At 50.0% G+C, this 24,626-nt stretch carries 27 protein-coding genes; 7 read left to right on the forward strand and 20 right to left on the reverse strand.

The window, feature by feature from the left end; genetic code table 11:
* Nucleotides 1-17: 17 nt before the first annotated feature.
* The 5 genes from cheA to flhD form a co-directional block, all read right to left on the reverse strand.
* Nucleotides 18-2,054 (reverse strand): chemotaxis protein CheA, encoded by a 2,037-nt coding sequence (gene cheA / locus OGY10_RS13935; protein WP_057068897.1) that lies wholly within the window; start codon nt 2,052-2,054, stop codon nt 18-20.
* 4 nt (nt 2,055-2,058) lie between these two features.
* Nucleotides 2,059-2,988 (reverse strand): flagellar motor protein MotB, encoded by a 930-nt coding sequence (gene motB / locus OGY10_RS13940; protein WP_003034631.1) that lies wholly within the window; start codon nt 2,986-2,988, stop codon nt 2,059-2,061.
* Nucleotides 2,985-3,872: a flagellar motor stator protein MotA gene (motA, locus tag OGY10_RS13945; RefSeq protein WP_003034628.1), complete on the reverse strand. Its 888-nt coding sequence runs from the start codon at nt 3,870-3,872 to the stop codon at nt 2,985-2,987. Before motA ends, motB begins: the two co-directional genes overlap by 4 nt.
* Before the next feature lie 124 nt (nt 3,873-3,996).
* Nucleotides 3,997-4,581 carry a flagellar transcriptional regulator FlhC gene (gene flhC, locus OGY10_RS13950; RefSeq protein ID WP_008785071.1) on the reverse strand — a complete coding sequence of 195 codons (585 nt, stop codon included), beginning with the start codon at nt 4,579-4,581 and terminating at the stop codon, nt 3,997-3,999.
* Nucleotides 4,578-4,919 (reverse strand): flagellar transcriptional regulator FlhD, encoded by a 342-nt coding sequence (gene flhD, locus OGY10_RS13955; protein WP_003034622.1) that lies wholly within the window; start codon nt 4,917-4,919, stop codon nt 4,578-4,580. Before flhD ends, flhC begins: the two co-directional genes overlap by 4 nt.
* Nucleotides 4,920-5,712: 793 nt before the next feature.
* On the opposite strand from flhD, the gene uspC reads away from it, so the two are divergent.
* A complete protein-coding gene (gene uspC, locus OGY10_RS13960) occupies nt 5,713-6,141 on the forward strand; it encodes a universal stress protein UspC (RefSeq protein ID WP_008785072.1) in 429 nt (142 codons plus the stop codon).
* 17 nt (nt 6,142-6,158) lie between these two features.
* Here uspC and otsA read toward each other — a convergent pair whose 3' ends face one another.
* The 6 genes from otsA to OGY10_RS13990 all read right to left on the reverse strand — a co-directional run bounded on the left by otsA (nt 6,159) and on the right by OGY10_RS13990 (nt 13,047).
* On the reverse strand, nt 6,159-7,580 hold the full coding sequence (otsA, locus tag OGY10_RS13965) for an alpha,alpha-trehalose-phosphate synthase (RefSeq protein ID WP_286576918.1): 1,422 nt from the start codon (nt 7,578-7,580) through the stop codon (nt 6,159-6,161).
* Nucleotides 7,555-8,358: a trehalose-phosphatase gene (gene otsB, locus OGY10_RS13970; protein ID WP_060683682.1), complete on the reverse strand. Its 804-nt coding sequence runs from the start codon at nt 8,356-8,358 to the stop codon at nt 7,555-7,557. The genes otsA and otsB overlap by 26 nt, the downstream gene beginning before the upstream one ends.
* A 175-nt stretch (nt 8,359-8,533) precedes the next feature.
* The gene (gene araH, locus OGY10_RS13975; RefSeq protein ID WP_008785075.1) at nt 8,534-9,520 is read right to left on the reverse strand and encodes an L-arabinose ABC transporter permease AraH; all 987 of its coding nucleotides are present in this window, start codon (nt 9,518-9,520) and stop codon (nt 8,534-8,536) included.
* 14 nt (nt 9,521-9,534) lie between these two features.
* Nucleotides 9,535-11,049 carry an arabinose ABC transporter ATP-binding protein AraG gene (gene araG, locus OGY10_RS13980; protein ID WP_003839135.1) on the reverse strand — a complete coding sequence of 505 codons (1,515 nt, stop codon included), beginning with the start codon at nt 11,047-11,049 and terminating at the stop codon, nt 9,535-9,537.
* Between the two features lie 132 nt (nt 11,050-11,181).
* Nucleotides 11,182-12,171, reverse strand: a complete 990-nt coding sequence (locus OGY10_RS13985) for an arabinose ABC transporter substrate-binding protein (RefSeq protein ID WP_003833897.1) — start codon at nt 12,169-12,171, stop codon at nt 11,182-11,184.
* A 318-nt stretch (nt 12,172-12,489) separates the two neighbouring features.
* A complete protein-coding gene (locus OGY10_RS13990) occupies nt 12,490-13,047 on the reverse strand; it encodes a DJ-1/PfpI family protein (protein WP_191215661.1) in 558 nt (185 codons plus the stop codon).
* Nucleotides 13,048-13,602: 555 nt separating this feature from the next.
* Between OGY10_RS13990 and OGY10_RS13995 the strand changes: the two genes are divergently transcribed.
* Nucleotides 13,603-14,106: a non-heme ferritin-like protein gene (locus OGY10_RS13995; RefSeq protein WP_003034597.1), complete on the forward strand. Its 504-nt coding sequence runs from the start codon at nt 13,603-13,605 to the stop codon at nt 14,104-14,106.
* A 139-nt stretch (nt 14,107-14,245) separates the two neighbouring features.
* Here OGY10_RS13995 and OGY10_RS14000 read toward each other — a convergent pair whose 3' ends face one another.
* A complete protein-coding gene (locus OGY10_RS14000) occupies nt 14,246-14,497 on the reverse strand; it encodes a DUF2766 family protein (RefSeq protein ID WP_003034595.1) in 252 nt (83 codons plus the stop codon).
* Between the two features lie 129 nt (nt 14,498-14,626).
* On the opposite strand from OGY10_RS14000, the gene OGY10_RS14005 reads away from it, so the two are divergent.
* Nucleotides 14,627-16,048, forward strand: coding sequence for an MFS transporter (locus OGY10_RS14005; RefSeq protein WP_286576920.1), 1,422 nt, complete (start codon nt 14,627-14,629; stop codon nt 16,046-16,048).
* A 33-nt stretch (nt 16,049-16,081) separates the two neighbouring features.
* Here OGY10_RS14005 and OGY10_RS14010 read toward each other — a convergent pair whose 3' ends face one another.
* On the reverse strand, nt 16,082-16,720 hold the full coding sequence (locus OGY10_RS14010) for an RpiB/LacA/LacB family sugar-phosphate isomerase (RefSeq protein ID WP_003034591.1): 639 nt from the start codon (nt 16,718-16,720) through the stop codon (nt 16,082-16,084).
* Nucleotides 16,721-16,987: 267 nt separating this feature from the next.
* Between OGY10_RS14010 and yecR the strand changes: the two genes are divergently transcribed.
* Both yecR and ftnA read left to right on the forward strand, forming a co-directional pair.
* The gene (gene yecR, locus OGY10_RS14015; RefSeq protein ID WP_008785081.1) at nt 16,988-17,323 is read left to right on the forward strand and encodes a YecR family lipoprotein; all 336 of its coding nucleotides are present in this window, start codon (nt 16,988-16,990) and stop codon (nt 17,321-17,323) included.
* A gap of 194 nt (nt 17,324-17,517) precedes the next feature.
* Entirely contained in the window at nt 17,518-18,015 is a 498-nt protein-coding gene (ftnA, locus tag OGY10_RS14020; protein ID WP_003034588.1) for a non-heme ferritin, read from the forward strand.
* A 45-nt stretch (nt 18,016-18,060) separates the two neighbouring features.
* Here the strand turns inward: ftnA and OGY10_RS14025 are convergent, their stop codons facing one another.
* Entirely contained in the window at nt 18,061-18,300 is a 240-nt protein-coding gene (locus OGY10_RS14025) for a YecH family metal-binding protein (RefSeq protein WP_003034586.1), read from the reverse strand.
* Between the two features lie 225 nt (nt 18,301-18,525).
* On the opposite strand from OGY10_RS14025, the gene tyrP reads away from it, so the two are divergent.
* Complete coding sequence (gene tyrP / locus OGY10_RS14030) at nt 18,526-19,737, forward strand: tyrosine transporter TyrP (RefSeq protein WP_191227082.1); 1,212 nt, start codon at nt 18,526-18,528, stop codon at nt 19,735-19,737.
* A 26-nt stretch (nt 19,738-19,763) separates the two neighbouring features.
* Here tyrP and OGY10_RS14035 read toward each other — a convergent pair whose 3' ends face one another.
* The 6 genes from OGY10_RS14035 to OGY10_RS14060 form a co-directional block, all read right to left on the reverse strand.
* The gene (locus tag OGY10_RS14035; RefSeq protein ID WP_003034581.1) at nt 19,764-20,429 is read right to left on the reverse strand and encodes a YecA/YgfB family protein; all 666 of its coding nucleotides are present in this window, start codon (nt 20,427-20,429) and stop codon (nt 19,764-19,766) included.
* Nucleotides 20,430-20,639: 210 nt separating this feature from the next.
* Nucleotides 20,640-20,921: a heavy-metal-associated domain-containing protein gene (locus OGY10_RS14040; RefSeq protein ID WP_003833910.1), complete on the reverse strand. Its 282-nt coding sequence runs from the start codon at nt 20,919-20,921 to the stop codon at nt 20,640-20,642.
* Nucleotides 20,918-21,274 carry a mercuric transporter MerT family protein gene (locus tag OGY10_RS14045; RefSeq protein WP_191227081.1) on the reverse strand — a complete coding sequence of 119 codons (357 nt, stop codon included), beginning with the start codon at nt 21,272-21,274 and terminating at the stop codon, nt 20,918-20,920. Before OGY10_RS14045 ends, OGY10_RS14040 begins: the two co-directional genes overlap by 4 nt.
* Complete coding sequence (locus OGY10_RS14050) at nt 21,252-22,394, reverse strand: transglutaminase-like domain-containing protein (protein WP_103014293.1); 1,143 nt, start codon at nt 22,392-22,394, stop codon at nt 21,252-21,254. Before OGY10_RS14050 ends, OGY10_RS14045 begins: the two co-directional genes overlap by 23 nt.
* A gap of 208 nt (nt 22,395-22,602) precedes the next feature.
* Nucleotides 22,603-23,073: an SRPBCC family protein gene (locus tag OGY10_RS14055; protein WP_003833916.1), complete on the reverse strand. Its 471-nt coding sequence runs from the start codon at nt 23,071-23,073 to the stop codon at nt 22,603-22,605.
* A gap of 13 nt (nt 23,074-23,086) precedes the next feature.
* Nucleotides 23,087-23,776 carry a LolA family protein gene (locus tag OGY10_RS14060; RefSeq protein ID WP_191227080.1) on the reverse strand — a complete coding sequence of 230 codons (690 nt, stop codon included), beginning with the start codon at nt 23,774-23,776 and terminating at the stop codon, nt 23,087-23,089.
* Nucleotides 23,777-23,980: 204 nt separating this feature from the next.
* Between OGY10_RS14060 and OGY10_RS14065 the strand changes: the two genes are divergently transcribed.
* Nucleotides 23,981-24,325, forward strand: coding sequence for a hypothetical protein (locus OGY10_RS14065; protein ID WP_032943821.1), 345 nt, complete (start codon nt 23,981-23,983; stop codon nt 24,323-24,325).
* Nucleotides 24,326-24,626: the final 301 nt, after the last annotated feature.

The raw sequence follows: 24,626 nt of genomic DNA on the forward strand, positions 1-24,626 counted from the left end.
ATTCCCTTCTCACTCAATCAGGCGGCTGTGATCGCCACACGTTGTTCGCGGTTTAACCCCTGCAATGCAGAGACATCGACAATCAGCGCGACGCTGCCGTCGCCGAGGATCGTTGCAGCAGAAATACCTGGCACTTTGCGGTAGTTGCTTTCCAGGTTTTTGACCACCACCTGGTGTTGACCAATTAACTGATCCACCAACAGCGCATAGCGACGCCCTGCACTTTGTAAAATGACCACTATGCCCTGAGTCGCTTCAGTTTTAGCGCCTTCAACCTCAAAGACTTTCCACAACTCAACCAGTGGTAAATATTCGCCACGCACTTCCAGAACGCGCTCTCCTCCGGCCAGCGGATGGAGATCTTCTTCGCGCGGTTGCAGCGATTCCATAACGGCATTCAGTGGCAGAATGAAGACCTCATCGGCCACACGCACGGACATCCCGTCGAGGATCGCCAGCGTCAGCGGCAGCAGAATGCGAATAGTGGTCCCCTGTCCCTGTTTAGACTGGATCTCGACATGGCCGCCCATCTCCTGGATATTTCGCTTCACCACATCCATACCCACGCCGCGTCCGGAAACATCCGTCACCTGTTCGGCGGTCGAAAAGCCTGGCGCGAAGATCAGCATACCCACTTCGTCATCGCTCATGTTTTCGTGGATCGGCATGCCCTGAGAGACAGCTTTAGCCAGGATACGTTCGCGGTTCAGGCCAGCGCCATCATCGGTCACTTCAATACAAATATTCCCGCCCTGATGCTCCGCGGAAAGCGTCAGATTGCCGATTGGGCTTTTGCCGGATTCAAGGCGTTTTTCCGGCAATTCGATACCATGGTCGAGGCTGTTACGCACCAGGTGCGTCAACGGATCGATGATGCGTTCAATCAGGCTCTTATCGAGTTCGGTTGAACTACCTACCTGCGTCAGCTCGACCTGTTTACCCAGCTTACCGGCCAGATCGCGCACCAGACGAGGGAAACGGCTGAACACGTACTCCATTGGCATCATACGAATCGACATCACCGACTCTTGCAAATCGCGGGCGTTACGTTGTAACTGACCCATACTGGTGATGAGATCGCCATGATTGACAGGATCCAGTTCGTTAGAGCGCTGGGCCAGCATCGACTGGGTGATCACCAACTCACCGACCAGGTTAATAAGCTGATCAACCTTTTCAACCGCTACGCGGATACTGGTCGACTCGCTGGCGCGGGCGGGTTTTTCACGTTCCGCGCGGCTATGTGGTGCTTCACTGGCGGTAGCTTTCACCGCAGGTGCCACAGCAACCGGCTGCGGCTCAGTGACAACAGCCACCTCTTCAGCTTCAACTGCCACAGGCGCTGCGCTGACGGTTTCGAATTCAATTTGGTCCGCTTCAATGACAAAGCAAAGCACCGCGATGATGTCATCTTCTGCGAGGTTGCCATCAAGCGTTGCTGATAACGTGTCGCTTCCTTTTACCACATCGGTTAAGGTCGCCAGATTCCCCAGTTCCTCTTCCAGTAAATCCACTTCGCTGGCTTTCAGGCGCGAGAGAGTAATGCGTTTTTTGCTCTCTTCACTGGCGGGTTCAGGCTTTGCAACCGCCTCTTCCTGCATCGCGGCGCTGTCAACAACGCTAAGTTTTGCTGAGTTGACAACTGCCGGTGCGGTTTCACCTTTCGCTTCGAGCGCTAACTGCCGTAACGCCTGGCAGATGTACTCAAAACTGTCGGCATCAGGCTCCACTGAGCTTTTATAGGCGTCGAGCTGTTCCTGCATAATATCTTTCGTTTCCAAAAACAGGTTGATAATGTCGGCATTGAGCTGCATCTCGCCACGCCGCGCTTCATCCAGCAGGTTTTCCATCAGATGGGTCGTTTCCTGCAAAATGGTAAAGCCGAAGGTGCCCGCCCCGCCTTTAATCGAGTGCGCTGCACGAAAAATGGCATTCAGCTGTTCGGAATCCGGGGCTTCAGGAACCAAATCAAGCAGGTGTTGCTCCATATCAGCCAACAGTTCGTCAGCTTCATCAAAAAATGTCTGATAAAAATCGCTAATATCCATGCTCACGCTATCACCTCGGATTGGCTGGTGGCGATGTGGGAACGCTTACCGGCGGGAGTTCCGCTGGCCGTTGTAAGACACTTACCGGCTCATTCTGGCTTTCAGCGTTTTCATGCAAAATGGCCTCTTCTGCCTGCTTATTGAGAACCAGCAGGCTAATACGGCGGTTGATAGCGTCTTCAGGACCGCGATCGCTCAGACGCATCGTGGCGGCCATACCTACCACACGTAATACTTTTCCATCATCCAGACCGCCGCTAACCAGCTCGCGACGCGATGCATTTGCGCGATCGGCAGACAATTCCCAGTTGCTGTACCCTTTCTCACCATTCGCGTAAGGGTAATCATCCGTGTGACCGGAAAGGCTGATCCGGTTAGGGATCCCGTTGAGCACTGGAGCAATCGCGCGCAGGATATCGCGCATGTAGGGCTCAACTTCAGCGCTACCGGTCTTAAACATCGGTCGATTCTGACTGTCGATAATCTGTATCCGCAGCCCTTCCTGAACCAAATCAATCTTTAAATGCGGACGCAGCGCTCGCAGTTTGGGATCGGATTCAATCAGTTGATCGAGATCGCCGCGAAGTTTGCTCAAGCGGCTCTGTTCCATACGTTTTCTCAGGTCATCAATATTCGGCTGCTTGTTCACCTCGCCCTGCTGCTGGGTGTAATCATCCCCGCCGCCTGGAATCGGGCTTTGGCTATTCGAAATACGATTTCCCCCGGTCACTGCGGTGGCCAACGGTGTACGAAAATATTCGGCAATCTGGATCAATTCTTTAGGGCTGGAAATAGAAATGAGCCACATCACCAGAAAGAAGGCCATCATTGCGGTCATAAAATCGGCGTAGGCGATTTTCCACGAGCCGTGCGCCCCACCACCGTGATTCTTATGCTTGCGTCGCTTTACAACGATAATGGGATGGGCCTGATTTTTCATGCGTCCTCGGTCGTCTGTTGCGCAGTTGGATTTCTCACCGCACGAACATGTTCTTCCAGTTCGATAAACGAAGGACGTTCGCTGGAGTACAGTGTCTTACGACCAAATTCAACGGCAATCGGCGGCGCGTAACCATTCAGATTGGAGAGCAGCGTTATCTTCACGCACTGCATCATTTTGGTTGTTTCAGCGCTTTTCTGTCGCAGAACGCTGGCAAGCGGAGAAATAAATCCATAGGCCAGCAAAATACCGAGGAATGTTCCCACCATCGCATGCGCAATCAACGCACCCAGCTCTGCTGCCGGGCGATCGGCAGAAGCCAGCGCATGCACAACACCCATAACGGCCGCGACGATCCCGAATGCCGGTAGTGAGTCGCCGACCATCGCCAGACTATTCGCCGGGACTTCAGCCTCACTCTCATGAGTCTCAATTTCTTCGTCCATCAGCGCTTCAATTTCAAACGTATTCATGTTGCCACTGATGATCAGGCGCAGATAATCGACAATAAAATCAAGCATTACCGCATCCGCAAGAATGCGCGGATAGCTGGCGAAGATTTCACTTTCTTTTGGGTTTTCGATGTCGCGCTCAAGCGAGAACATGCCCTGTTGACGTGACTTAGCCATCAGGCGATACAAGAGCGCCAGCAGATCCATATACATCGCTTTGGTGTATTTCGAACGACGGAAAAGCAACGGGATCGCTTTCATCGTCCCTTTGATGGCTTTCCCGTTATTGCCGACGATGAATGCCCCAATACCCGCACCACCGATAATCACCAGCTCAGCCGGTTGATAGAGTGCCCCAAGGTGTCCGCCGGTCATCATGTAACCGCCGAAAACTGTACCAATAACAACCAGGTAACCTAATAAGATAAGCACGACATCATCCTTTCGCAATTGACTATGACAGGATGCGCAGTCGGGCAATTAACGTAAGGTCAGGACAAAAAAAAGCAGCGGTAATCGCTTACCGCTGCTGGAGTGTTCATCCACACCGTATCAGTTAAACAGCCTGTTCGATCTGTTCATCCAGCAGTTGTGGAATAATATCGGCAGCATTCTGGGAAAGTTTACGTCTTTTTACGGCCCGTGATGGCGGTTGGCATAAACTACAGGCAAAGCTGCCTGCGGGTTGGTGTGCGTGGGTGATAAAATTCCCACCGCAGCAATTGCATTGGGACAACTCCAGCAATCCGCTGTCGACAAATCGCACCAGCGTCCACGCGCGGGTTAACGCCAACAATGGCCCTTCTTCAGGCTGCGGACACTGCTCAAGATATAACCGATACGCCTTGATCACGGCATCCACGCCGCTACAGAGACCCGTTTTGAGCAGGAATTGCCATGCATTGCAAAACATCGACGCATGAATATTTTGTTCCCACGTCATAAACCAGTCGGTGGAAAACGGGAGCATCCCTTTTGGCGGAGGACTACCGCGTAATTCTTTGTACAGCTTGATTAATCGACCACGGCTTAATTGCGTTTCGCTTTCCAGCATTTGCAAACGGGCGCCCAATGTGATTAATTCCATTGCTAACTGGATATCACGCGCTTCCTGAACAATGCTTTTTTCGCTCATCATCAAGCCCTTTTCTTACGTGCTGCATCATCGATGTCGCTTAACAGGCGTGTTGAAAGCATGATACCAGTATGAATTTGCTGAAGATCGTCAACGCGGGAGTCTTGCGTCAGGCGAGTAACAGTCTGGTGATCGTCGAAACGGAAATGACATACCAGTTGGTTTGTTTCGGCCAGTTTGACCATTTGAGGAAGTGTTAATGTTGCCAACGTGTCCGCCATTTCCTCGCTGATACCAAGGCGAAACATCGCAGATGCTTTGTCCTGAACGATCAAACGCTGTGCAAGCAATAAATATGACAAATTGATGTCATAGATGTGTTTCAGCAACTCGGATGTATGCATTATTTGCATCCATAATAACCAACATTGTTTTCATGCGGTAAAACCGCACCCCGTGATGTCGCCGGGAAGGCCCGGTAAAAAAAAGCAAAAGGTCAAATACATAGCAGCGTGACGACACTTACGCGTTGTCTAAACATTCCCTTTTAAGAAGGCAGCGTCCCTTACAAGCTCACATCAATTCTTACAAATGTCTAAGATTTTTCCTAATTCGACGCAACTCTACCCGCCGTCAGTTACACATACAACGGAGGTATGCTGCGAATTTAAAGAATATGTGATCAAGATCACATAAACCAGCCAAACACTTAACATAAATCCATCAGCGCAGCTTTTACTTTGCTTATTTTTTAATCCGCAATCATCTATTTCAATTCCTGATGTACGAATATTCTTGCAATAAAACCGAATAGTATTTTGTTCACATCCGTTAATATCACGCCGTGAAATAGCGAGCTGGATCACATATTTAACTCAAAAAACTTTTTTAATTAAATTCTTTAGAAACAATAAGTTAAATATTTAGAGTGATTAATTAATACCGCGATGTGACGACCTTGCAAATGTTAATATATGTTTAATTTTTATTAACACATTGTTTTCATTAGCAGTGGGTTTCACTTAAGTAACCTGAACATATCTGCAACTAATATGAATAGATTATTCTATTTATAAGAATAATTAATGAATAATCATGATGACATTCACACTATCGAGGTGGGAAACGTTGCAGTATGGGGTAAGCTGAGTAAAGCTGAAAAGCCCTCTCATAATTCTTGAAAAAAAGGAGCGAGTTATGAGCTATTCGCACATTCTTGTTGCTGTTGCCGCCACCCCTGAAAGTCAGCAGTTGTTAGACAAGGCGGTTTCTATCGCTCGCCCTGTCAACGCCCGAATTAGCCTGATTACACTGGTCTCAGACCCCGAACTGTATAACCAGTTTGCTGCCCCCATGCTGGAAGACCTGCGTGAAGTGATGCAAGAAGAGACTCAGGATTTTATCGACAAACTTAGCAAAGAAGCAGAATACCCCATTGAACATACCTTTATTACCTATGGGGCTCTGAATGAACATATCCTGGATGTATGCCGCAAACACGCCGTTGATCTGGTCATTTACGGCAACCATAACCACAGTTTTTTTTCGCGCGCATCCTGTTCAGCGAAAAGCGTGATTCATACCAGCCAGGTGGACGTTCTTCTGGTTCCGCTAGCTGGAGATTAATCCACAGTGCCACGACTTCATGCGAGTTTAGAACAGGAAGAGATATTGTCTGGCAGTTGGTCTTGACTCCGACGCGGCGTGACCGTTTTAAGATCGCAAATGAACGTCGCCTGCCAGTTGTCGATATCGTTTTTAACGATAGTCTCAAGCATTTCCGCGTGGCGCGAGATACGTTCGGTAAGTGGCATCGTCAGCGCCTGGTTTAATGCACCTGCCACTTCATCCCGGTCATAAGGATTAACAATAAGCGCGGAGGTTAGCTCGTTCGCCGCCCCGGCAAATTGCGATAAAACCAGCACGCCAGGGTTAGCAGGATCCTGTGCGGCCACAAACTCTTTCGCCACCAGGTTCATACCATCGCGCAACGGGGTCACCAACCCTACATCAGAGTAGCGGAAGATCTTCATCAGCAATTTACGATCAAAATACTGGTTCAGATAGTAAAGCGGCGTCCAGCCCAGTTGCCCATATTTGCCGTTGATTCGCCCTGCTTCTGTTTCCAGTTGGTGGCGAATATCCTGATAGGCCTGCACCTCTTCGCGTGAGGTCGGTGCTATCTGCGTATAGCGAATTTTACCGTGGTGCTGCGGATAATGTTCCAGTAAGGCCTCATAGGCCTGAAAGCGCTCCGGCAAGCCTTTGGAGTAATCCAGACGCTCCACGGAGAAAATATTCTGCACATTTTTAAGCTCCGCTTTTAGCTGTGCCAGTTTTGGCGGCAGCGGACCGGACGCCTGTCGTGCAATCTCATCCGGTTCAATACCGATGGGATAAACCTGAGTGCGAAACGCTTTTCCCCATACCAGGTGCTGCTTATCTTTATGCGTGGACACCCGAGTCTGGGCTGCGAGACAGTCCAGAAAAGCCTGGCGATCGTTTTCGGTCTGGAAACCAAGCAAATCAAAATCACACATTTGCTCAAGCAGCGCCAGATGTGGCGGGAGCGCATTAAAAATTTCCGGCGTCGGAAAAGGAATATGCAGGAAAAAACCGATGCGATTGCGCACGCCGCGCTTACGTAGCTCGCAGGCAAACGGCAACAGATGGTAATCATGAACCCAAATAATGTCGTCATCGCCAAGCAACGGCAGAAGTTTATCTACCAGTAAGGCATTAACCCGTTGGTAACCTTCCCAGGCAGAGCGCTGAAACTGAACTAAATCCAATCGATAGTGAAACGCGGGCCATAAAACCGCATTTGAAAACTGGCAGTAATACTCTTCGTAATCTTGCTCACTCAAATTAAACGAGGCCCAGGTGATATTGCCACGCGTGACCTTTTTTAACGGTTTATCCTCATTACCTGTATCACCACTCCAGCCAAACCATAAACCACCAGCAGCTTTTAACGCGCCCAGTACACCGACCGCGAGCCCACCCGCGCTCCCTTTGTCATCTGGTGAGGCGATACGATTAGATACTACGACTAAACGACTCATAGCCACCTCTTCTGTTATTCGTTGCTTTCGGTTCTTGCTGCGAAGAGTTATTTTTCTCCAGCCAGTGCCAGACATCCCTGACGCCATCCAGACGCCATGTTGCCTGCGTCGGCCCGCTCCCTACCTTTACAGAAATACCGCCAGCGCGGTTAACTACAGCAAACCCTGTTTCATCTGTCAGATCATCACCGAAAAACACAGGGATCCGGCCAGCAAAAGGCGCTTCCTGCATAAATGCAGCTATCGCGTCGCCTTTATTGCTGCCCTTAGGCTTTATTTCCACGACACATTTTCCGTGCTGCAGAGCAAGCTGCGGCCATTTGCGCGTGATGCGCTCAGCCAGGGTAACCAGCGCCGCTTCGTGTTCGGGTGCCTGGCGATAATGCAACGCGAAGGCCATGCCTTTGGTTTCAAGTGTTGCCCCCGGTAACGTCACCAACGCTGCGTGTAATAACGCCCCGGCTTCACGTTCGATACCTTCAGGCAGGTTTACTATGTGCGTTTGACCATTGATGTCACGGCGTTCTGCCCCATGTACTCCGGCAAGCGGAAAACGAAACGGAGTAGTGAGTGCGTCAAGCTCAACCATTGAGCGCCCTGAAATCAATGCCAGCGCATCCGCATTCTGCGTCGCTAACTGATGTAGACATTGCAGGATTGTCTTCGGGACAACGACCTGGTCGGGAAAGGGTTTAATCTCAGCAAGTGTCCCATCGAGATCAAAAAAGTAAGCACAGTTTGCAGATTGTTCAGGGGGTAAAGTCAGTGATGCTGTCACCCGGTTATCCTCCTCATCATGGTCAGAACGCCACGCGGATCGCGGCGTATAGATGATGTATGTCGGATATAAGTATAGACAGTGTGACCATGCTCGCCATTTGAAAAAACAATCGCCAGCCGGGTAGCGGCTGGCGACGGGCAGAAGCTAGACTAAAAAGTTGGGGTTTAAATCATCAAACGGTACGCTTCGCTTTTTGCTTATAACGGTCGAAGATCACCGCCGCCAGCAGGATGAGGCCACGTACCACATACTGCGCGAACGGAGAGATATTCAGCAGGTTCATCGCATTCTCAACCGTCCCCAGGATCAACACCCCGGCCACCACATATGAGATTTTTCCGATGCCGCCTTTAAGCGAAACGCCCCCTAACACGCAGGCTGAAATCACGATCAACTCATAACCGATTGAGGTCATTGGCTGGCCGCTGGTCATACGCGATGCGAGGATAATCCCGGCAATGGCGGATACCAGACCGGAAAGAATAAAGATAATAATCTTGGTACGAACCACCGGAACCCCAGCCAGGCGCGCCGCCTCTTCATTGCCCCCAATGGCCAGCGTATTACGCCCAAACGTGGTTTTGTTCAGCAGTAAGCCAAAGACAATGAAACAAACGACCGTGATCCAAATAGGCGCAGGCAGACCAAACCAGTTAGCATAGCCGAGTGTGAAGAAACGCTCGTCTTCAATCCCGACGGCCTTACCGTCGGAGATAATATAGGCCAGACCACGTACAATCTGCATTGTCGCAAGAGTAGTGATCAGGGCGTTAATTTTTAACCGCGCAATCACGAACCCATTCACCAGACCACACAGAATACCGAGCAGCAGCCCGGCAGCCACGCCAATCCACAGACTTTCGGTCATGTTAATGACTACGGCAGTGGTAACACCAGCACAGGCAATTACAGACGCGACAGACAGGTCGAAATCACCGGATGCCAGGCAAAACAGCATCCCGCAGGCAACCATACCCGACATTGATACCGCCAGCCCTAACCCCTTCATGTTGATGAAAGTAGCAAAGTTTGGCACAAAGAGGGAACAAACCAGGAACAGCACGGCGAACACCACCAACATGCCGTATTGGTCCCAAATGCGGCCCAGATTTAGCGCCGACTTCGTTGCGCCAGAACCCGATGTAGAAACGGAAGACATCATACTCTCCTTATTCAGGCTACAGCCTGGCTGACTTTAGGCATAGCAAGGCTCAACGCCTGGCGCTCATCCGCCTGTTCATGAAGTAACTCACCGGCAATTTCGCCTTCTCTCATCACCACAATACGGTCGGCGACACCGAGCACTTCTGGCAGGTCACTGGAAGCAAACAATACGGCCACACCGCGCGCTGCGAGGGCATAAATCACGTTGTAAATTTCATGCTTGGCGCCCACATCAATGCCGCGTGTAGGCTCATCCAACAAAATAACTTTCATCTCTTCCGACAACCAACGACCAAGGATAGCCTTCTGTTGGTTACCGCCGGAGAGGTTCATGATCAGTTGCTCTGCTCCCGGCGTTTTGATGTTGAGTGAACGAATATGGTGATCGGCATTGGTCTCTTCCCAGCCGTTGTTGATCACGCATCCCCCCAGAACATGCTTACGCCGTGCACTAATGTTGATGTTGTTGCGCACTGAATGGACCGGAATGATCCCTTCAGCTTTGCGATCCTCCGGGCACAGCATCATCCCCGCTTCAATGGCATGGCTTGGTTTACGGATATCGATAGGCTGTTCATCAATAAATACCTGGCCCGCAGTGATACGCGTACCGCCGAACAGCCCTTTCATTAATTCGCTACGTCCGGCCCCCACCAGGCCAAACAACCCGACAATTTCACCGCTTCGCACGGATAAGCTGATTGGCGTACGCACGCCTGGAGCTTTGACTTCATGCAGCCGCAGACGCTCTGTGCCATACGGTCTGGATTTCCAGCCATAGATATCCCCGAGGTCGCGCCCGACCATCGCCTGCACCAGCGCATCGTGATCGACCTGCTGCATGTCCGTGAACGTTTTGACGTAATGACCATCTTTAAACACGGTGATGGCATCGCTGAGAGCAAAAATCTCCTCCATACGGTGTGAAACGTACAGAATGATGCGTCCTTCGTTGCGCAGCTCACGGATGACGCGAAACAGATTCTCAATCTCGCGAGCCGACAGGGAGCTGGTTGGTTCATCAAAGGCGATAATTTTGGCGTTTCGCGCCAGCGCTTTTGCAATCTCCACCATCTGCCACTGGCCAATGGAGAGGTATTTCAGTGGGGTATCGGGATCGATATCCATCCCCAGATGCTTCAACTGGATTCCTGCTTCATAGTTCAGCAGCGAGCGGTTCACAATCCCGCCTTTGTGCGGTAACTGCCCTAAGTAAATATTCTCGGCAACGGTCATTTCCGGGACGAGATGCAGTTCCTGATAAATAATGGCGACACCGGCGTTGAGTGCGGCAGTGGTATCCGCGAACGAAACTTCCTGTCCGCGGATCGTCAGAGATCCCGTTGTTGGCGCATAGTTACCGCTGAGAATTTTTAAGAGTGTTGATTTCCCGGCGCCATTTTCGCCCATCAGCGCATGCACCTGTCCGGCATAGCAGTCGAAACTGATATCCGTCAGCGCCTTAACGCCCGGGAACGTTTTGCCAATGCCGCGAAATGAGAGATACGGGGTAGACTGTTGCATAACGTCTCCGTGAGTCAGGATTTTACCGGCCAGGAAAACCGCCGGACGTAGGCCCGGTAAGCACAGTGCCACCGGGCATTGCGCCGGATGGCGGCTTCGCCTTATCCGGCCTACAACATCGCAGCATTTCTGTTACTTACCGCCTAAGCCTTTCTTCGCCAGCTCTTCTTTGAAGTTATCGCGGGTAATCAGCACCACATCTGTCACTTCAGTGAATGCCGGTGGCTCTGCACCTTTCGTTACCCAGTTGTAGAGCATTTCACTGGATTTGTAGCCGTGAACGTCCGGGCTTGGCAGCAGTGAACCGTAGAACCCGGTCGCTTCGCCTTTGGACAGTTCGCTCACTGCGTCAACACCGTTGATCCCGATACCAATCACGTTTGGCGCTTTGAAGCCCTGCCCTTCGGTCGCACGTACGCCACCCAGCACGGTGTTGTCGTTCATGCCGACAATCAGCCAGTTTTTGACTTCAGGATGCTGAACCAGCATGGAGTTGGCGGCGTCGAATGCGCCGGGGATGTCATTCGATTTTGTTGGGACCTGGTAAATCTGTTTTTCCGGGAAGCCTGCGGCTTTAAGCGCTTCCATTGAACCAGAAGTACGACGACGTGCGGTATCCAGTTCGTTGGCGGTAATGGCCATTACGGCGGTGGATTTCACATCCCAACCGCGTTTTTGCATCTCTTTGTACAGCTCCTGGCCCTGGCGCTCACCAATTTTGGTTGCCGCCATCATCACCAGCGGCACGGTATCCATCGGCTTACCTTTAGCGTTGGCAAACTGATCGTCGACGGCAATGACTTTCATATCGTAGCCACGCGCCTTAGCCATAATGGCAGGTCCCAGTTTTGGATCTGGCGTACAAATCACAAACCCTTTTGCTCCACTTGCAGCCAGGCTGTCGATGGCGTTAAGGGTTTTCTCACCATCCGGAACGGCAATTTTAATCACCTCAAAACCAAGGTCTTTACCGGCTTTATCGGCAAATTTCCATTCAGTCTGGAACCACGGTTCTTCCGGCTGTTTGACCAGGAAACCGAGCTTCATGGATTCAGCGATAGCGGATTGTGACATAATGGCCGCCAGACCGATGGCAGCCAGCGCTTTAGTGAATTTGTGCATGGTTAACTCCAGCTTTAACGTTCTTTTATGTAGGGTAAAATCAGACGATTTTTTGTAATTCGGACGTAAAACAAGGCATTACCTTTTATTGATAAGATCAATGCCAGTGCTGAGAGTATTTTTAGCGGGAAATTGATTCTCCATAAGAGAGCGGCATCACACCACAGAATTACAGTAATTGCGTACATAAATTCAGCGGGAAATGACATAAAAAAACGCGGTTTTGTCGACGGGAAAAAAGAGGGGTAGCAGATTAGTCCATAACATCAGCCAACGAATCCTTGTTCCCGAATACCGAAGCATTCGGGAGCACAATGATTACCATCTGTAATAAATGTGGTCAGCGTGATCGCGAACCGGAATGTCATCTTCCAGCAGACGCGCTGAAAGCGTGAAAGCAAAATCGAAAATATGCCCTAATCCTTTGCCGCTAATAAGGTTGCCATCTTCAACAACCGGCGCATCAATATATTCCCCATCCGTGACGTTTTGCCACAGATCCCCCGAACACACGTAGCGACGCCCCTTCAGCAGGCCGTTGCCGCCCAGCACGCGCGCCGCCGCAGAACACACCGGGCAAATGAGTTTTCCAGCCTCGTCATGGCGAGCGATAAACTGGATGACAGCCTCACTGGCGGCAAGGTTAACGCTGCCCTGCGGCCCGCCGGGTAACACAACGGCATCATAAAGATCCGTCTGACGCGCAGCCAGCGTGCTGTCCGTCACCATCGGCACGTCATGGTAGCTCACCACCGCCCGGGACTCGGCGCAGGCCAGTGTTTCAACTTCGATCTGCAGGCGGCGCAGAATATCAATGGTAACAATGGCTTCCGCCTCTTCAAAACCAGGTGCCAGTAGCACGGCAACCTTTTTCATACACACTCCTCGATTTTTCCAAATACACCAAACAATAAATGTCGAATCATTCAGGCGCTTAACTTTATTAATTTCCACAAAACTGATCTGGCGCAAAAAAAATTAGCCAGCAGATAGCGTTCACAGACGCGGGTCCATGGTGAAATTTCTTCATCCGAAGACCAGATAATCATCTGGCGACAGACAATACCTGATTGTGAAATTCCATTTCGTGATATGAAACATCATTTCATTATCAAAATTTCACTTTAATGCTATAAATATCAATCTGTTATATTCACAGCATTTATATGCACAAGCGGAAAAATCACTAATATTGCTATGACAATATGTAAAAAATCATAAATACGCAGATTTAAGGATTTTCTTATGTCGGGACTGGAGTTATGCTGAATCTCGATCGGGAGCGAATATAATTCGTGATCACTAAAGGACCGGCGGAACGGATTTATTCTGCTAACAGTTTTAATTGTACGTAGAGGTGACGTGTAGCGGCAGCCCGTTGCACTGACGTTAGTAACGTACATCCCCCTTTCTGGAAATAAGGATATTGATATGGCTGCAGTTGGAATTGTTCATAAACTCAACACACAAATGAACCTCGAGTTCTACGCATCGAATCTTTACCTGCATCTCAGTGAATGGTGCTACGAACACAGCCTGACTGGCACCGCAACCTTTCTACGCACCCAGGCGCAAGGTAACGTGACTCAAATGATGCGTATGTTTAATTTTATGAAAAGTGCCGGGGCTAACCCTATCGTCAAGGCTATCGATGTTCCGGGTGATGAACTAACTTCCCTTGAAGAACTGTTTCAGAAAACGCTGGATGAATACCAACAGCGTTACAGCAAGCTATCACGCTTAACCAATGAAGCAGAAGCCTTGAATGATGCAACAACCATTGATTTTCTTCACGATCTGGAAAAAGAGCAGCAGCAGGATGGCGTGCTGTTACAGACGATTCTTGATGAAGTCCGCAGCGCTAAACGTGCGGGACTGTGCATGGCGCAAACCGATAAGCACCTGCTGAACGTCGTGAACTATCAACATCACTAATCTTCAATTTTCATCGTGTTAATGCCGGATAACGATGCGACGCACCTTATCCGGCCGGTGCTTAATTTTCTCTACGCTCACGCCTCTCATTCTGCGAGGCGCAAAAAAACCTTTCTAAAACCTGAAACAACGGTTTATTTTAGTGAGATTCATTCTGCGGCGTGAATTTCAACTCGATCAAGGCAACCGCTTTTTGTATTGCGCGCATAGTGACCGGATCGGCACCTGCAGGATGGCTGGAAAAGTCGATGCTTTTCAGCTGGCTGGACATTTTCTCCCGAACTTCAACTGGGGCAATAACATCAAGAACATCCAGAATCTGCTTGATAACCAGCTGACAGGCAACAACGTCCGAGAGCAGTTCCTGATCGGCATTCAGTGTTTGGGACATAGTGAGCTCCTTATAGAAAGGTCGTCATAGTACCCATTCAACGAACGAAACGATAGCCGCGCATGCCTTCCGAATGCGCTGAAAATAAAAATAGTTCCAGTCAGTTTCTTTTGAGATGGCAAGCACAACATGAGTGAACATTTAGCGGTTGAGAACAAACGCGGTCTATCCCCGGCTGCATTACTTGTTGCCGGGGCTTTCTTTATGGAGTTTATTGACGGCACGGTGATTGCCACCGCACTGCCCGACATGGCGAAAAGTTTTGGCGTGCAGGCAGTTGACCTGAACATAGGTATCAGCGCCTATCTGATCACCCTCGCGGTACTGATCCCCGCCAGCGGCTGGATTGCGGATCGCTTCGGCGCCAGAAAGGTGTTTACCCTTGCACTGGCGATATTTACTCTCGCCTCGGTTTTATGCGGTTTGTCCGAAAACCTTGAGAGCTTTGTCGCCATGCGAATCTTACAGGGTGTAGGTGGTGCGCTAATGGTTCCGGTTGGCCGACTCGCGGTATTACGAACCACGCCTAAACATCAGTTGATCACCGCTATTGCGACCCTGACCTGGCCCGCTTTAGTCGCGCCCATCATTGGCCCTCCCCTTGGCGGATTCATTACCAGCTATGCCAACTGGCGCTGGATCTTCTTCATTAATGTACCGCTCGGAATACTGGCGATTGCGCTGGCGCTACGTTTTATCCCGGATATTCATGACGACGAGCGCCGCCCATTTGATATAACGGGATTTATCGCAACCTCTGTTGCGATGGTGAGCCTGGTGTATGCCATGGAGTTACTGGGAACCCAACAGCCTCAGGGCTGGCTGACCGCCGGACTTTTGGCGCTAGGAACAGTGACCTTTCTGTTTGCCCTGCATCATTTTCGTCGCACCGCCTGGCCAATGATTCGCCTTGATGCCATGAACGTCCCTACTTTTCGCGTCACCATGTATGGCGGATCGCTGTTTCGTGCCTCTATCAGCGCCGTGCCGTTTCTGCTGCCGTTAATGTTTCAGGTAGGTTTTGGCATGAACGCTTTTCACGCGGGTTCGCTGGTACTGGCGGTATTTGTCGGCAATCTGACGATTAAACCTGCCACCACACCGTTGATACGCTGGCTGGGCTTTAAGAAACTGCTGTTGATTAACGGTGCACTTAACGTTTTGGCGTTGCTGGCCTGTGCATTAATTACGCCGCAGACCCCCGTGTGGGTTATTTTGCTGGTGTTGTATCTGGGCGGTGTGTTCCGCTCAATTCAGTTTACCGGCGTCAGCACGCTTGCCTTCGCGGACGTCCCCGCGGCACAAATGAGCTACGCTAATACGCTGTTCAGTACGGCGACACAATTAGCAGTGGGATTGGGCATTTCTTTAGCCGCTATTGGCATCCGCATTGGTGATGTGGTCAGTGAAAGGCTGGCATTGGGCAATATTCCGGGGATCAGTTTCCGGCTGGCCTTTGTCGCTATTGCCATTATTTGTCTGGTAGGTATGGTGGATACGCTGCGGCTCACCCGTGATGCAGGAAGCGCAGTATCAAACAAGAACAGGTAGCCCGGAGGGTGAACGCCGCCGGGCCAACAGGATTTAGCCAATAACCTCGCGTACAAACGCTTCGATTGCTTTGTCCTGGCAGTTTTCAAAGAAGCACTGCTGGAAGCGCGGGCCTGATACAGCGGTTTTCACCAGTTCAGGATCGATCGCGCGCAGCGTGTCCAGATAATTTTCTTTTACCACAGCCGCTTTCACCTGATTCAGAATACCGGCGTTACGCACCTGCGGCTCTTTACGCTCCGGTGGGTAGCCTTCACCGTTACGCCCGGTGAACGCTTTTTCAAACATATAGCGCACATTCAGCTCAGCACCCCAGCCAAAACCTTTGGCGAATGCCAGAGAAAGCGCGTTGCCGTTGTTGATCTGAGAGAACAAGAACGCATCTGCAGGATCAAGGCAATAGCCACACACCACACCCGGATGGATATTCAGTGACATCATTGCCCCCTGGCCCGTACCGCAACCTGTAACAACAAAGTCTACAGCTTTGGAATTAAGCAGGATGCTGGCCATAATGCCTAAATGGATGTAGGTCAGATGATGATCATTTTCGTCGCTCATCCCAACGTTATAGACCGGAAAACCTTTCTCATCCGCAACGGCTTTAAGCTCGTTATGGATGATGGCGTTTTTGCTTGCCTGGCTGTTTTCCATCATCAATGCAATTTTCATTCTGTACTCTCCTGAATGCGCTGCGGTAGCCCGCTGAAAGTCATAACATTCAGCCACATTACTATTTTGCAATCACACTTTCAAATTTAATGAAATTTAGTTTTAAAAAACAAAGTTGCGCTCACATTCCTGTCTGAACAGTTCAGAATTACCTCAAGCAAATGACCTCGTTGTGATTAATCGCAGGTGATCTTCGGGCTATTCAAGCCATTGATGAGGGTCTCTGTATGCCATGATAGTGTATCTTCGAACTTTCAGAGCGATCTCATGAAGACCTTTATCCTAGCGCTTTTGCCGCTCATGCTGACAGGATGCACAATTACAAAACAGGCACAGGTCAGCGAAGCCAGCGCCATCACTGGTGTGGTTCGCCTGACTTATAATCAGGCCATGTTACAAACAGCACGAACCGATGACTACGTTACCCAAGGGACAGCCACCAAAGAGTGTCAGCGCCTGGGCTATGCCAGCGCAGAAGCGTTTGGCCAGCCGGTGTCAACCTGTAGCGTGTATGCAGGCTCTCTATGCTTAAATACCAAAATTACACTCGCCTGGCAGTGTCATGGTGTCGCGGTGCCCCAATCGCCTTCTTTCAATTATTAATATTTCCGACCAGCTCATTTTTGCTGGTCTTTTACCACTTTATTATTTATATCCTCCGTTTAATATCGTTAATGCGTTTTATTCCCATTCGCATTTTTAATAAATAAATTTATTATTTTACCTTTTGCAAATAATTAAATAACAAATTATAGTGGCGCCACGTCAATATATAATAACGTTTGTGGAGCAGAACCATGCTGAAAACAGAAATGATCGACCAACTGAATGAGCAAATGAATCTTGAATTATATTCATCTCTGCTCTACCAACAGATGAGCGCGTGGTGCAGCTATCACAGCTTCGAAGGTGCCGCCGCGTTTTTGCGCCGTCACGCCCAGGAAGAGATGACGCACATGCAGCGTCTGTTCGACTACCTGACCGATACCGGCAGTTTGCCGCGTATTAATACCGTTTCTTCACCCTTTGCTGAATATGCTTCTCTGGATGAACTGTTCCGTGTTACTTACGAACACGAGCAGCTAATCACCCAGAAAATTAATGAGCTGGCACACGCGGCAATGACCCACCAGGATTATCCAACCTTTAATTTCCTGCAATGGTATGTTGCCGAGCAGCATGAAGAAGAGAAATTATTTAAATCTGTTATTGATAAGCTGTCGCTGGCAGGAAAAAGCGGCGAAGGTCTTTATTTCATCGACAAAGAACTGGCTACGCTTGATACACAGAATTAATATTTTAGGGTAATGAAGGCAACCCGCCATCATTACCCCTTGAAATCAGTGACGGCAGATCTTGCTTTCGTGCGTAGAGAAGCCGTCTTCTTTTGCAATAAACTTTCCCTTCGCCGCTAAAAACGCCACCAACTCGCCTGCCGTCATATCCGCCGCAGAACAAGTGTGAAAACGCGCCTGCTCGCCGAAACGTGCCGTAATCGCCGCTTCAAGGCTGGCATTTGAATACTGCTCACCAGATTCAATCATCATGTTAAGCACTTCGTGACCGTGAATAGATTCCATAATACCTCCTTAATAAAGTCCGTAGCCTAATATGAACCGCACATCGTCGCTTTGCGCTAACGCAGGTTTATCAGCAGATAAATGTCATTTGTTATACATCTTAATGATCACAACATCGTAAACATTAATGTACAGTCATTGTAACGGTGATTTGACGAAAATAGCGTTTTGCCTTAATCTGCGCCGCAGATATAACCATTGATTATCTCTGGGACAGAGGAAAGCGTGAAAAACAGAACCCTGGGTAGTATTTTTATCGTGGCGGGAACCACGATTGGTGCCGGTATGTTGGCAATGCCACTGGCTGCGGCAGGCGTGGGGTTTAGCGTCACGCTGGTATTGTTAGTCAGTCTTTGGGCGTTGATGTGCTACACCGCGCTGCTGCTGCTTGAAGTGTATCAACATGTCCCGGCAGACACCGGGCTGGGTACGCTGGCAAAACGTTATCTTGGTCGTTACGGACAATGGGTAACGGGCTTTAGCATGATGTTTTTAATGTATGCTCTGACGGCGGCGTACATCAGTGGTGCAGGTGAACTGCTGGCCTCCAGCATCAGCGACTGGACCGGAACAAATATATCCCCGACAACAGGCGTACTGCTGTTCACCTTTGTTGCCGGTGGCGTGGTTTGTGTTGGGACCTCGCTGGTCGATCTGTTCAACCGTCTGCTATTCAGTGCCAAGATAATCTTCCTGGTGGCGATGCTGGCTCTGTTAATGCCGCATATTCATAAAGTGAACCTGCTTACGCTGCCGCTGCAACAGGGGTTGGCGCTCTCCGCAATCCCGGTCATCTTCACCTCGTTCGGTTTTCACGGCAGTGTTCCCAGTATCGTCAGCTATATGAACGGTAACATCCGTAAACTGCGTTGGGTGTTTATTACGGGTAGCGCCATTCCTCTGGTCGCCTATATCTTCTGGCAACTGGCGACGCTTGGTAGCATTAACTCGACAACATTCATGGGGCTTTTAGCCAATCACGCAGGCTTAAACGGCTTATTGCAGGCATTGCGTGAAGTCGTGGCTTCGCCGCACGTCGAACTGGCGGTGCATCTGTTTGCTGACCTCGCACTGGCAACCTCTTTCCTCGGCGTTGCATTGGGATTATTTGACTACCTGGCCGACCTCTTCCAGCGCCGCAATACCGTAGCGGGAAGAATGCAAACCGGCGCGGTGACATTCCTGCCGCCGCTGGCATTCGCGCTGTTCTATCCGCGTGGTTTTGTCATGGCATTAGGGTATGCGGGCGTTGCCCTGGCGGTGCTGGCGCTGCTCATTCCCTCGATGCTGGCCTGGCAGAGCAGAAAACAAAATCCGCAGGCCAACTACCGCGTAGCAGGCGGTGCTCCGGCGCTGGCGCTGGTATTTTTGTGCGGCATTGTGGTGATAGCAGTACAGTTTTCTATTGCAGCAGGATTACTACCAGAAGTGGGTTAAAACAAAGGGGCTTTCGCCCCTTTCTGTTAATGCAAACAGCACTGCTTATATTTCTTGCCGCTGCCACATGGGCAAGGGTCATTGCGCCCTACTTTGGCATCCACTTTCACCGGTACTTTGACCGGCGTTTCCTGAGGATGCGCCATCCAGTAAGCATGCAGGTCCAGCGCTGCCAGGCGGATGGCATCGACGCTCTCTTCAAACGCTTCCGGCGTTAGTTTCTCAACCACCGCAAAGTTCTCTTCCGTGCCGTGCAGCGCAATAGCTTCAAGTGCTGGTTTTAACGTGTCCGGTAACGCGGACCAGTCTGACAGTGCGACGCCACGCATATAACCAAAGCACCACTCTTCAACAATGGTCAGTTCATGCTCGTCAATTTCACGCAAACCAAACAGCGGCTCAAACTGCTCAGGGTATTCATCCAGACGATCGGCCGTATCCGCCATATGTTGAAACGCCAGGTTCATGAAACGCGTCATTTCTTTTTCGGAGGACCAGCGAGGGACATACTGCGCGCCGCCCCAAATTGCGACCAGCCACTGCTCTGGTTCAATTTCATACGGTGAACTCAGCACCGCCGTCAGCAAACCATCCAGTTCTGACACATCCAGAATAGCCTTGTCTGTATTGTACTTAGTCAGTACATCATCCAGCCATTCCAGTTCGCTCTCGTTTAATGGTCCCGTTTTCATAACGCTTTTTCCTTAGTCAAAAAATCTTGCCTGTGATCATCCTACATGGCTGGAGGGATAACAGATAAAAATGGGCATATGCGGCATATAGCTGCCGCCTGTTCAGGTTAACAGGAAACGAGGGGAATTCCGGAAGTTAACGCACAAAAGAGAACACTAAGCCGCCGGGCATCATACCGGGAAAACACAATAAAACCACCCGAAGGTGGTTTACTGTTGTTCAATACGGTTGAGCGTTGCGGTATAGCCCGTTTTCGCTACCGCGTTAAGTAAAGTATCGGTTGGGAAACCTTCTGGCACAATCGCTTCTGCTTGTCGGGTTTTTAGGGAGGATTTTGCTTTAATCACACCGTCGGTTTCACGTAGAGCCTGATTGACCGAAATAACGCACAGCGAGCAGGTCATATTTTGTATATCCAGCACCACTTTTTGATTGGCCGCCTGAGCCCACAGCGGCAGCAACAAGCATGCAACTAATGTGAAGATTTTCATTCAAATACCTCATAAAACCAGGCAACGAGCGTTGGATAAAATAGCACCGGCAAAATAAACGCCAGCGCGCACCAGTAGAGAATGCGCACTTGCTTCAACGTTAACCATCCGGAGCACCACAGCCGCCTGGAAAAATAGAGCCGCCAGAAGACGCGCAGTAATAAGCCCAATGACACCAGCATCAGGGGAATTCGCAAAAACTCAAACTGGGTGAAAACAGCAAAGCTCGCCGCCGAAATACCAAACAACAGATAGAGCAGCGGTCCAACGCAGCATAAGCCCGCGGTGACAGCAGCCGCAGCGGCCGTCAACAGGGTGAGCCCCGCCCCTTTAGCGTTGTTCTGTGGCGACATAGCTGTAGGAGAACGCTTTAGGATCATAGAAATTGATCGGGTCACCATCGACTTCAGCGTAAGGATAGCCAAAGTTGTTCATGGCTCCCTGTTCCGTTGCTGGATACAGCTCGAAATCACGCCCGTAGTTAAATCCAACCCAGTTCATTTCCCAGTTACCAAACAGGTAAGTGTTTACCGCCTGGACATCGGCGTCCTGATGCGACTTTTTCTCTGCCAGACGCATTTTGGTCACATCAGCAGGATCGCACGGTAACCAGCCGTAACCGGCCAGATAGAATTCGGCTCGGCAATGTTGCCCGCCGCTCACATCGGCGACGCCTGCACTGTCTGCTTTGCCAAAAGCGCTTTTCGAGTAACGTTCGAGTTTATTGGCTTTGCCCAGACGGATGCCAAACAGTTCGCGCGCCGGAATGCCGCTGGCCCGTGCCAGAGCAACAAAAACGGAGCTCATGTCGGTGCATTTTCCTTTGAGCTTACCGCTTTTTAAGATCTCCGCCACATCCCCCGTGCCGCAGCCAATAACGTCATTATCGCGCTCCATATGGCTACTCACCCACTCGTAAATCAGGCGTGCTTTTTTCAGCGGATCCTGCTCATTACCGGTAATTTTACGCGCGGTTTCCAGAACCAGCCCATCAACTGGGGTATGTGTCGTCGGTAGCAGGTACGGTTTTACATCAAGCGGATAAATAATCTGCTCCGGCGCTTGCCAGGTTTTCAGCGCGTCCTGCTTCAGCGGCTCCCAGTCGGCGGTTTCAATGTCGATATCAACGTTAATCAACAGTTCGCCCTGCGAGTCAGGCCAGGTGGCGAACAGCGTTTTCGCGCCATAAGTATTATTAGTGGTAACGTACGCATGCTTGTAGTTTCCGCTAAAGGTAAGCGCCGTCATTTGTTGAAACGCGGTATCTACCGGAAGCGGGATCCACAGTTTTACCACGCCGTTCGACCCCTTAGGAGGGTTAAGTTTATACGTCTGGGATAACACAAAGCGCCGACGCGCGACTGGCGCAACGGATGGCTCAGCGGCATGAACCGTCTGGCTAATAACCGCAGGACCGACTAAACCGGCGGCGGAAAGGAGAACGCTATTTTTGAGAAATTGTCGACGTTGCATTGCTGTCTGTCCATGTTGTAAGAGTTGAGCTACGGCTAAGAAGGTAAAAACCGTATGCGATCATCACAGCAGACAGACGCTGACATAAAAAGGTGAGCCGATGGAGGTTATTCATCAATAACAGACCTGTTAACTGTGAATGAAATAAGAAACTGCGCGACAGATAGTAAGCCATAGACAGGCAAAAAGTACAGCCGTGAGGGCGAGTTCAGAAAATATAGACATTCGTTGCCAGTTTGCGGGCTAACCCTCTTGCCCCTTCGCGCATAACCATATCGTGGTTCCAGCGAAAAACGGGTGCCGCCAGCGGAGCCAGGTAATTCATCCAGCGGATCGTGGTACGCACATTCCAGTCATATCTGACGATAGTTTCTGCGCCACTGGCAGAAAAAGACCACACGCCTCGCCCTTCAACCGCCCCGCTGGCTTGCCCCTCAAGCAGCGAGCAGGGCAGAATATTCAACACGTTGATATCAAAGGTTAAGCGATAAGGAAGCGCTCCTTTCCAGGTATAACGATGCAGCGCCCCAATGCCCTGTATATCACCTTTTTTAATCTCAACGATGCGTTCCAGACTTTCCCACCATTCTGGCCACTGATCGGGATGAGAAAAAACATCCCATACCTCCTGAATTGAAGCCTCAACCCGCCAGACGGTGGAAAACCGATAGTTAGCCATAATACAGACTCCCTCAAGGCGAGAAGAAATTGGCGGGAAAACGGATGTTAATGACCATTGCATCCAGAAGCACGGTTTCTAATCGCTGCCCATCTGGCGCATAGCTGATCACTTTGGCAGGGAGTCCATGATAATTATCGAGCCAGACATCATAACGATGTACTCCATCAACCGCCATTGTTCCTGGCCCAACCACAGATACGCGCGTCGTCGCCCGTCCTGCAAGGTTTTCATTACCAACTGTGGTTGTTATCCCTTCGCGTTGCAGATGACGAATATTGCCCAACAACACGCCGATATCAGAACGATTCACCCGATGACCGCGCTCATCCTGGATCAATGAATTAGTAGGCGACAGGTGCAAAATGGGCAACGAACCCACACCAAATGGCCATAACGTCACTTTACCGCTGACAGGATTAAAAATAAGCACCGCACCTGAATGTGGTTGGGTAAAATCCATCCGCACGTACCCAGGCTTTTGAAAGCTATAGCGAATAATTTTGCTTTCATCGGATGGCGACGAGGAGCGCATCATGACCTGATAAGACGTCAGGTTATTAAATGACTGTTGAGAAAATGCGATGGGATCCGTAGCCCTGGCATTCTGCGAAAAGATATCCTTTTTTTCCACCGAATATGCTGCACCACTAAGGGTGAGCAATGCTGCGAACATAACTATCGGAAAAGATGAAATGCTCATAGCAGCCCCCTGAATCAGCATTGCCAGCAAAAAGAAGTAATCACCTGTTGGCTGTTTTTATTATAGTTCTTAACTGCGCAGCACTACTCTTCCGGACTTTTAAACACAGTATGGATAGCAGGTTTAGATTATTGGTTTTCTTTTCAGTTAAGATGACAACATAAAGCTATACTTTAATAGCCATGCTTTTTATAGGTATTAATCATGAAACTGCCATCGGTATTTTCATGCGCCGTTCTCATATTACTGCTGCTGGCGTCATCGTCTGCCACAGCCAGCGCGTTACAAAACCAGGCTGTCAGAGAGCAAGAGTTGAGCGAGGCACTTCGAGCTGGTAATGGCGTGATCATCATTGGCGGGACGGATGATTTTGTTTTCACGTTCAGGGCACGAAACCGAATCCACAGACAGCTGGCGATACAGGATGGCTTTGGCGATCCCATCCTGATGAATGGTTTCCAGGACCACAACTATAATCCCGCCCGCGATGGGTTTATCAACAACCCTGCCCGAGGGGGCTTTATGTTTAACGCGCCGATTCGGCGATAGATTGATTAGCAATAGTGAGTATATAGAAGGCAGTTTACGTTTCTGGCAGGCTGCTTGACGCAAAGTATCTATGCTTGTAAAAAACAGGCACAAAAAAACCACCCGTAGGTGGTTTCACGACACTGCTTATTGCTTTGATTATTCTGTTCTTTCCCATGGTACCCGGAGTGGGACTTGAACCCACACAGCGCGAACGCCGAGGGATTTTAAATCCCTTGTGTTATCTATAATTATCAGATACATACGTTTATTTTTCGCCATTAACTCATTAAATTTAGATCTGACTAATCAACTGGTTGTG

The organism is Citrobacter sp. Cpo148 (assembly GCF_030332375.1).
Taxonomy (GTDB): Bacteria; Pseudomonadota; Gammaproteobacteria; order Enterobacterales; family Enterobacteriaceae; genus Citrobacter; species Citrobacter portucalensis.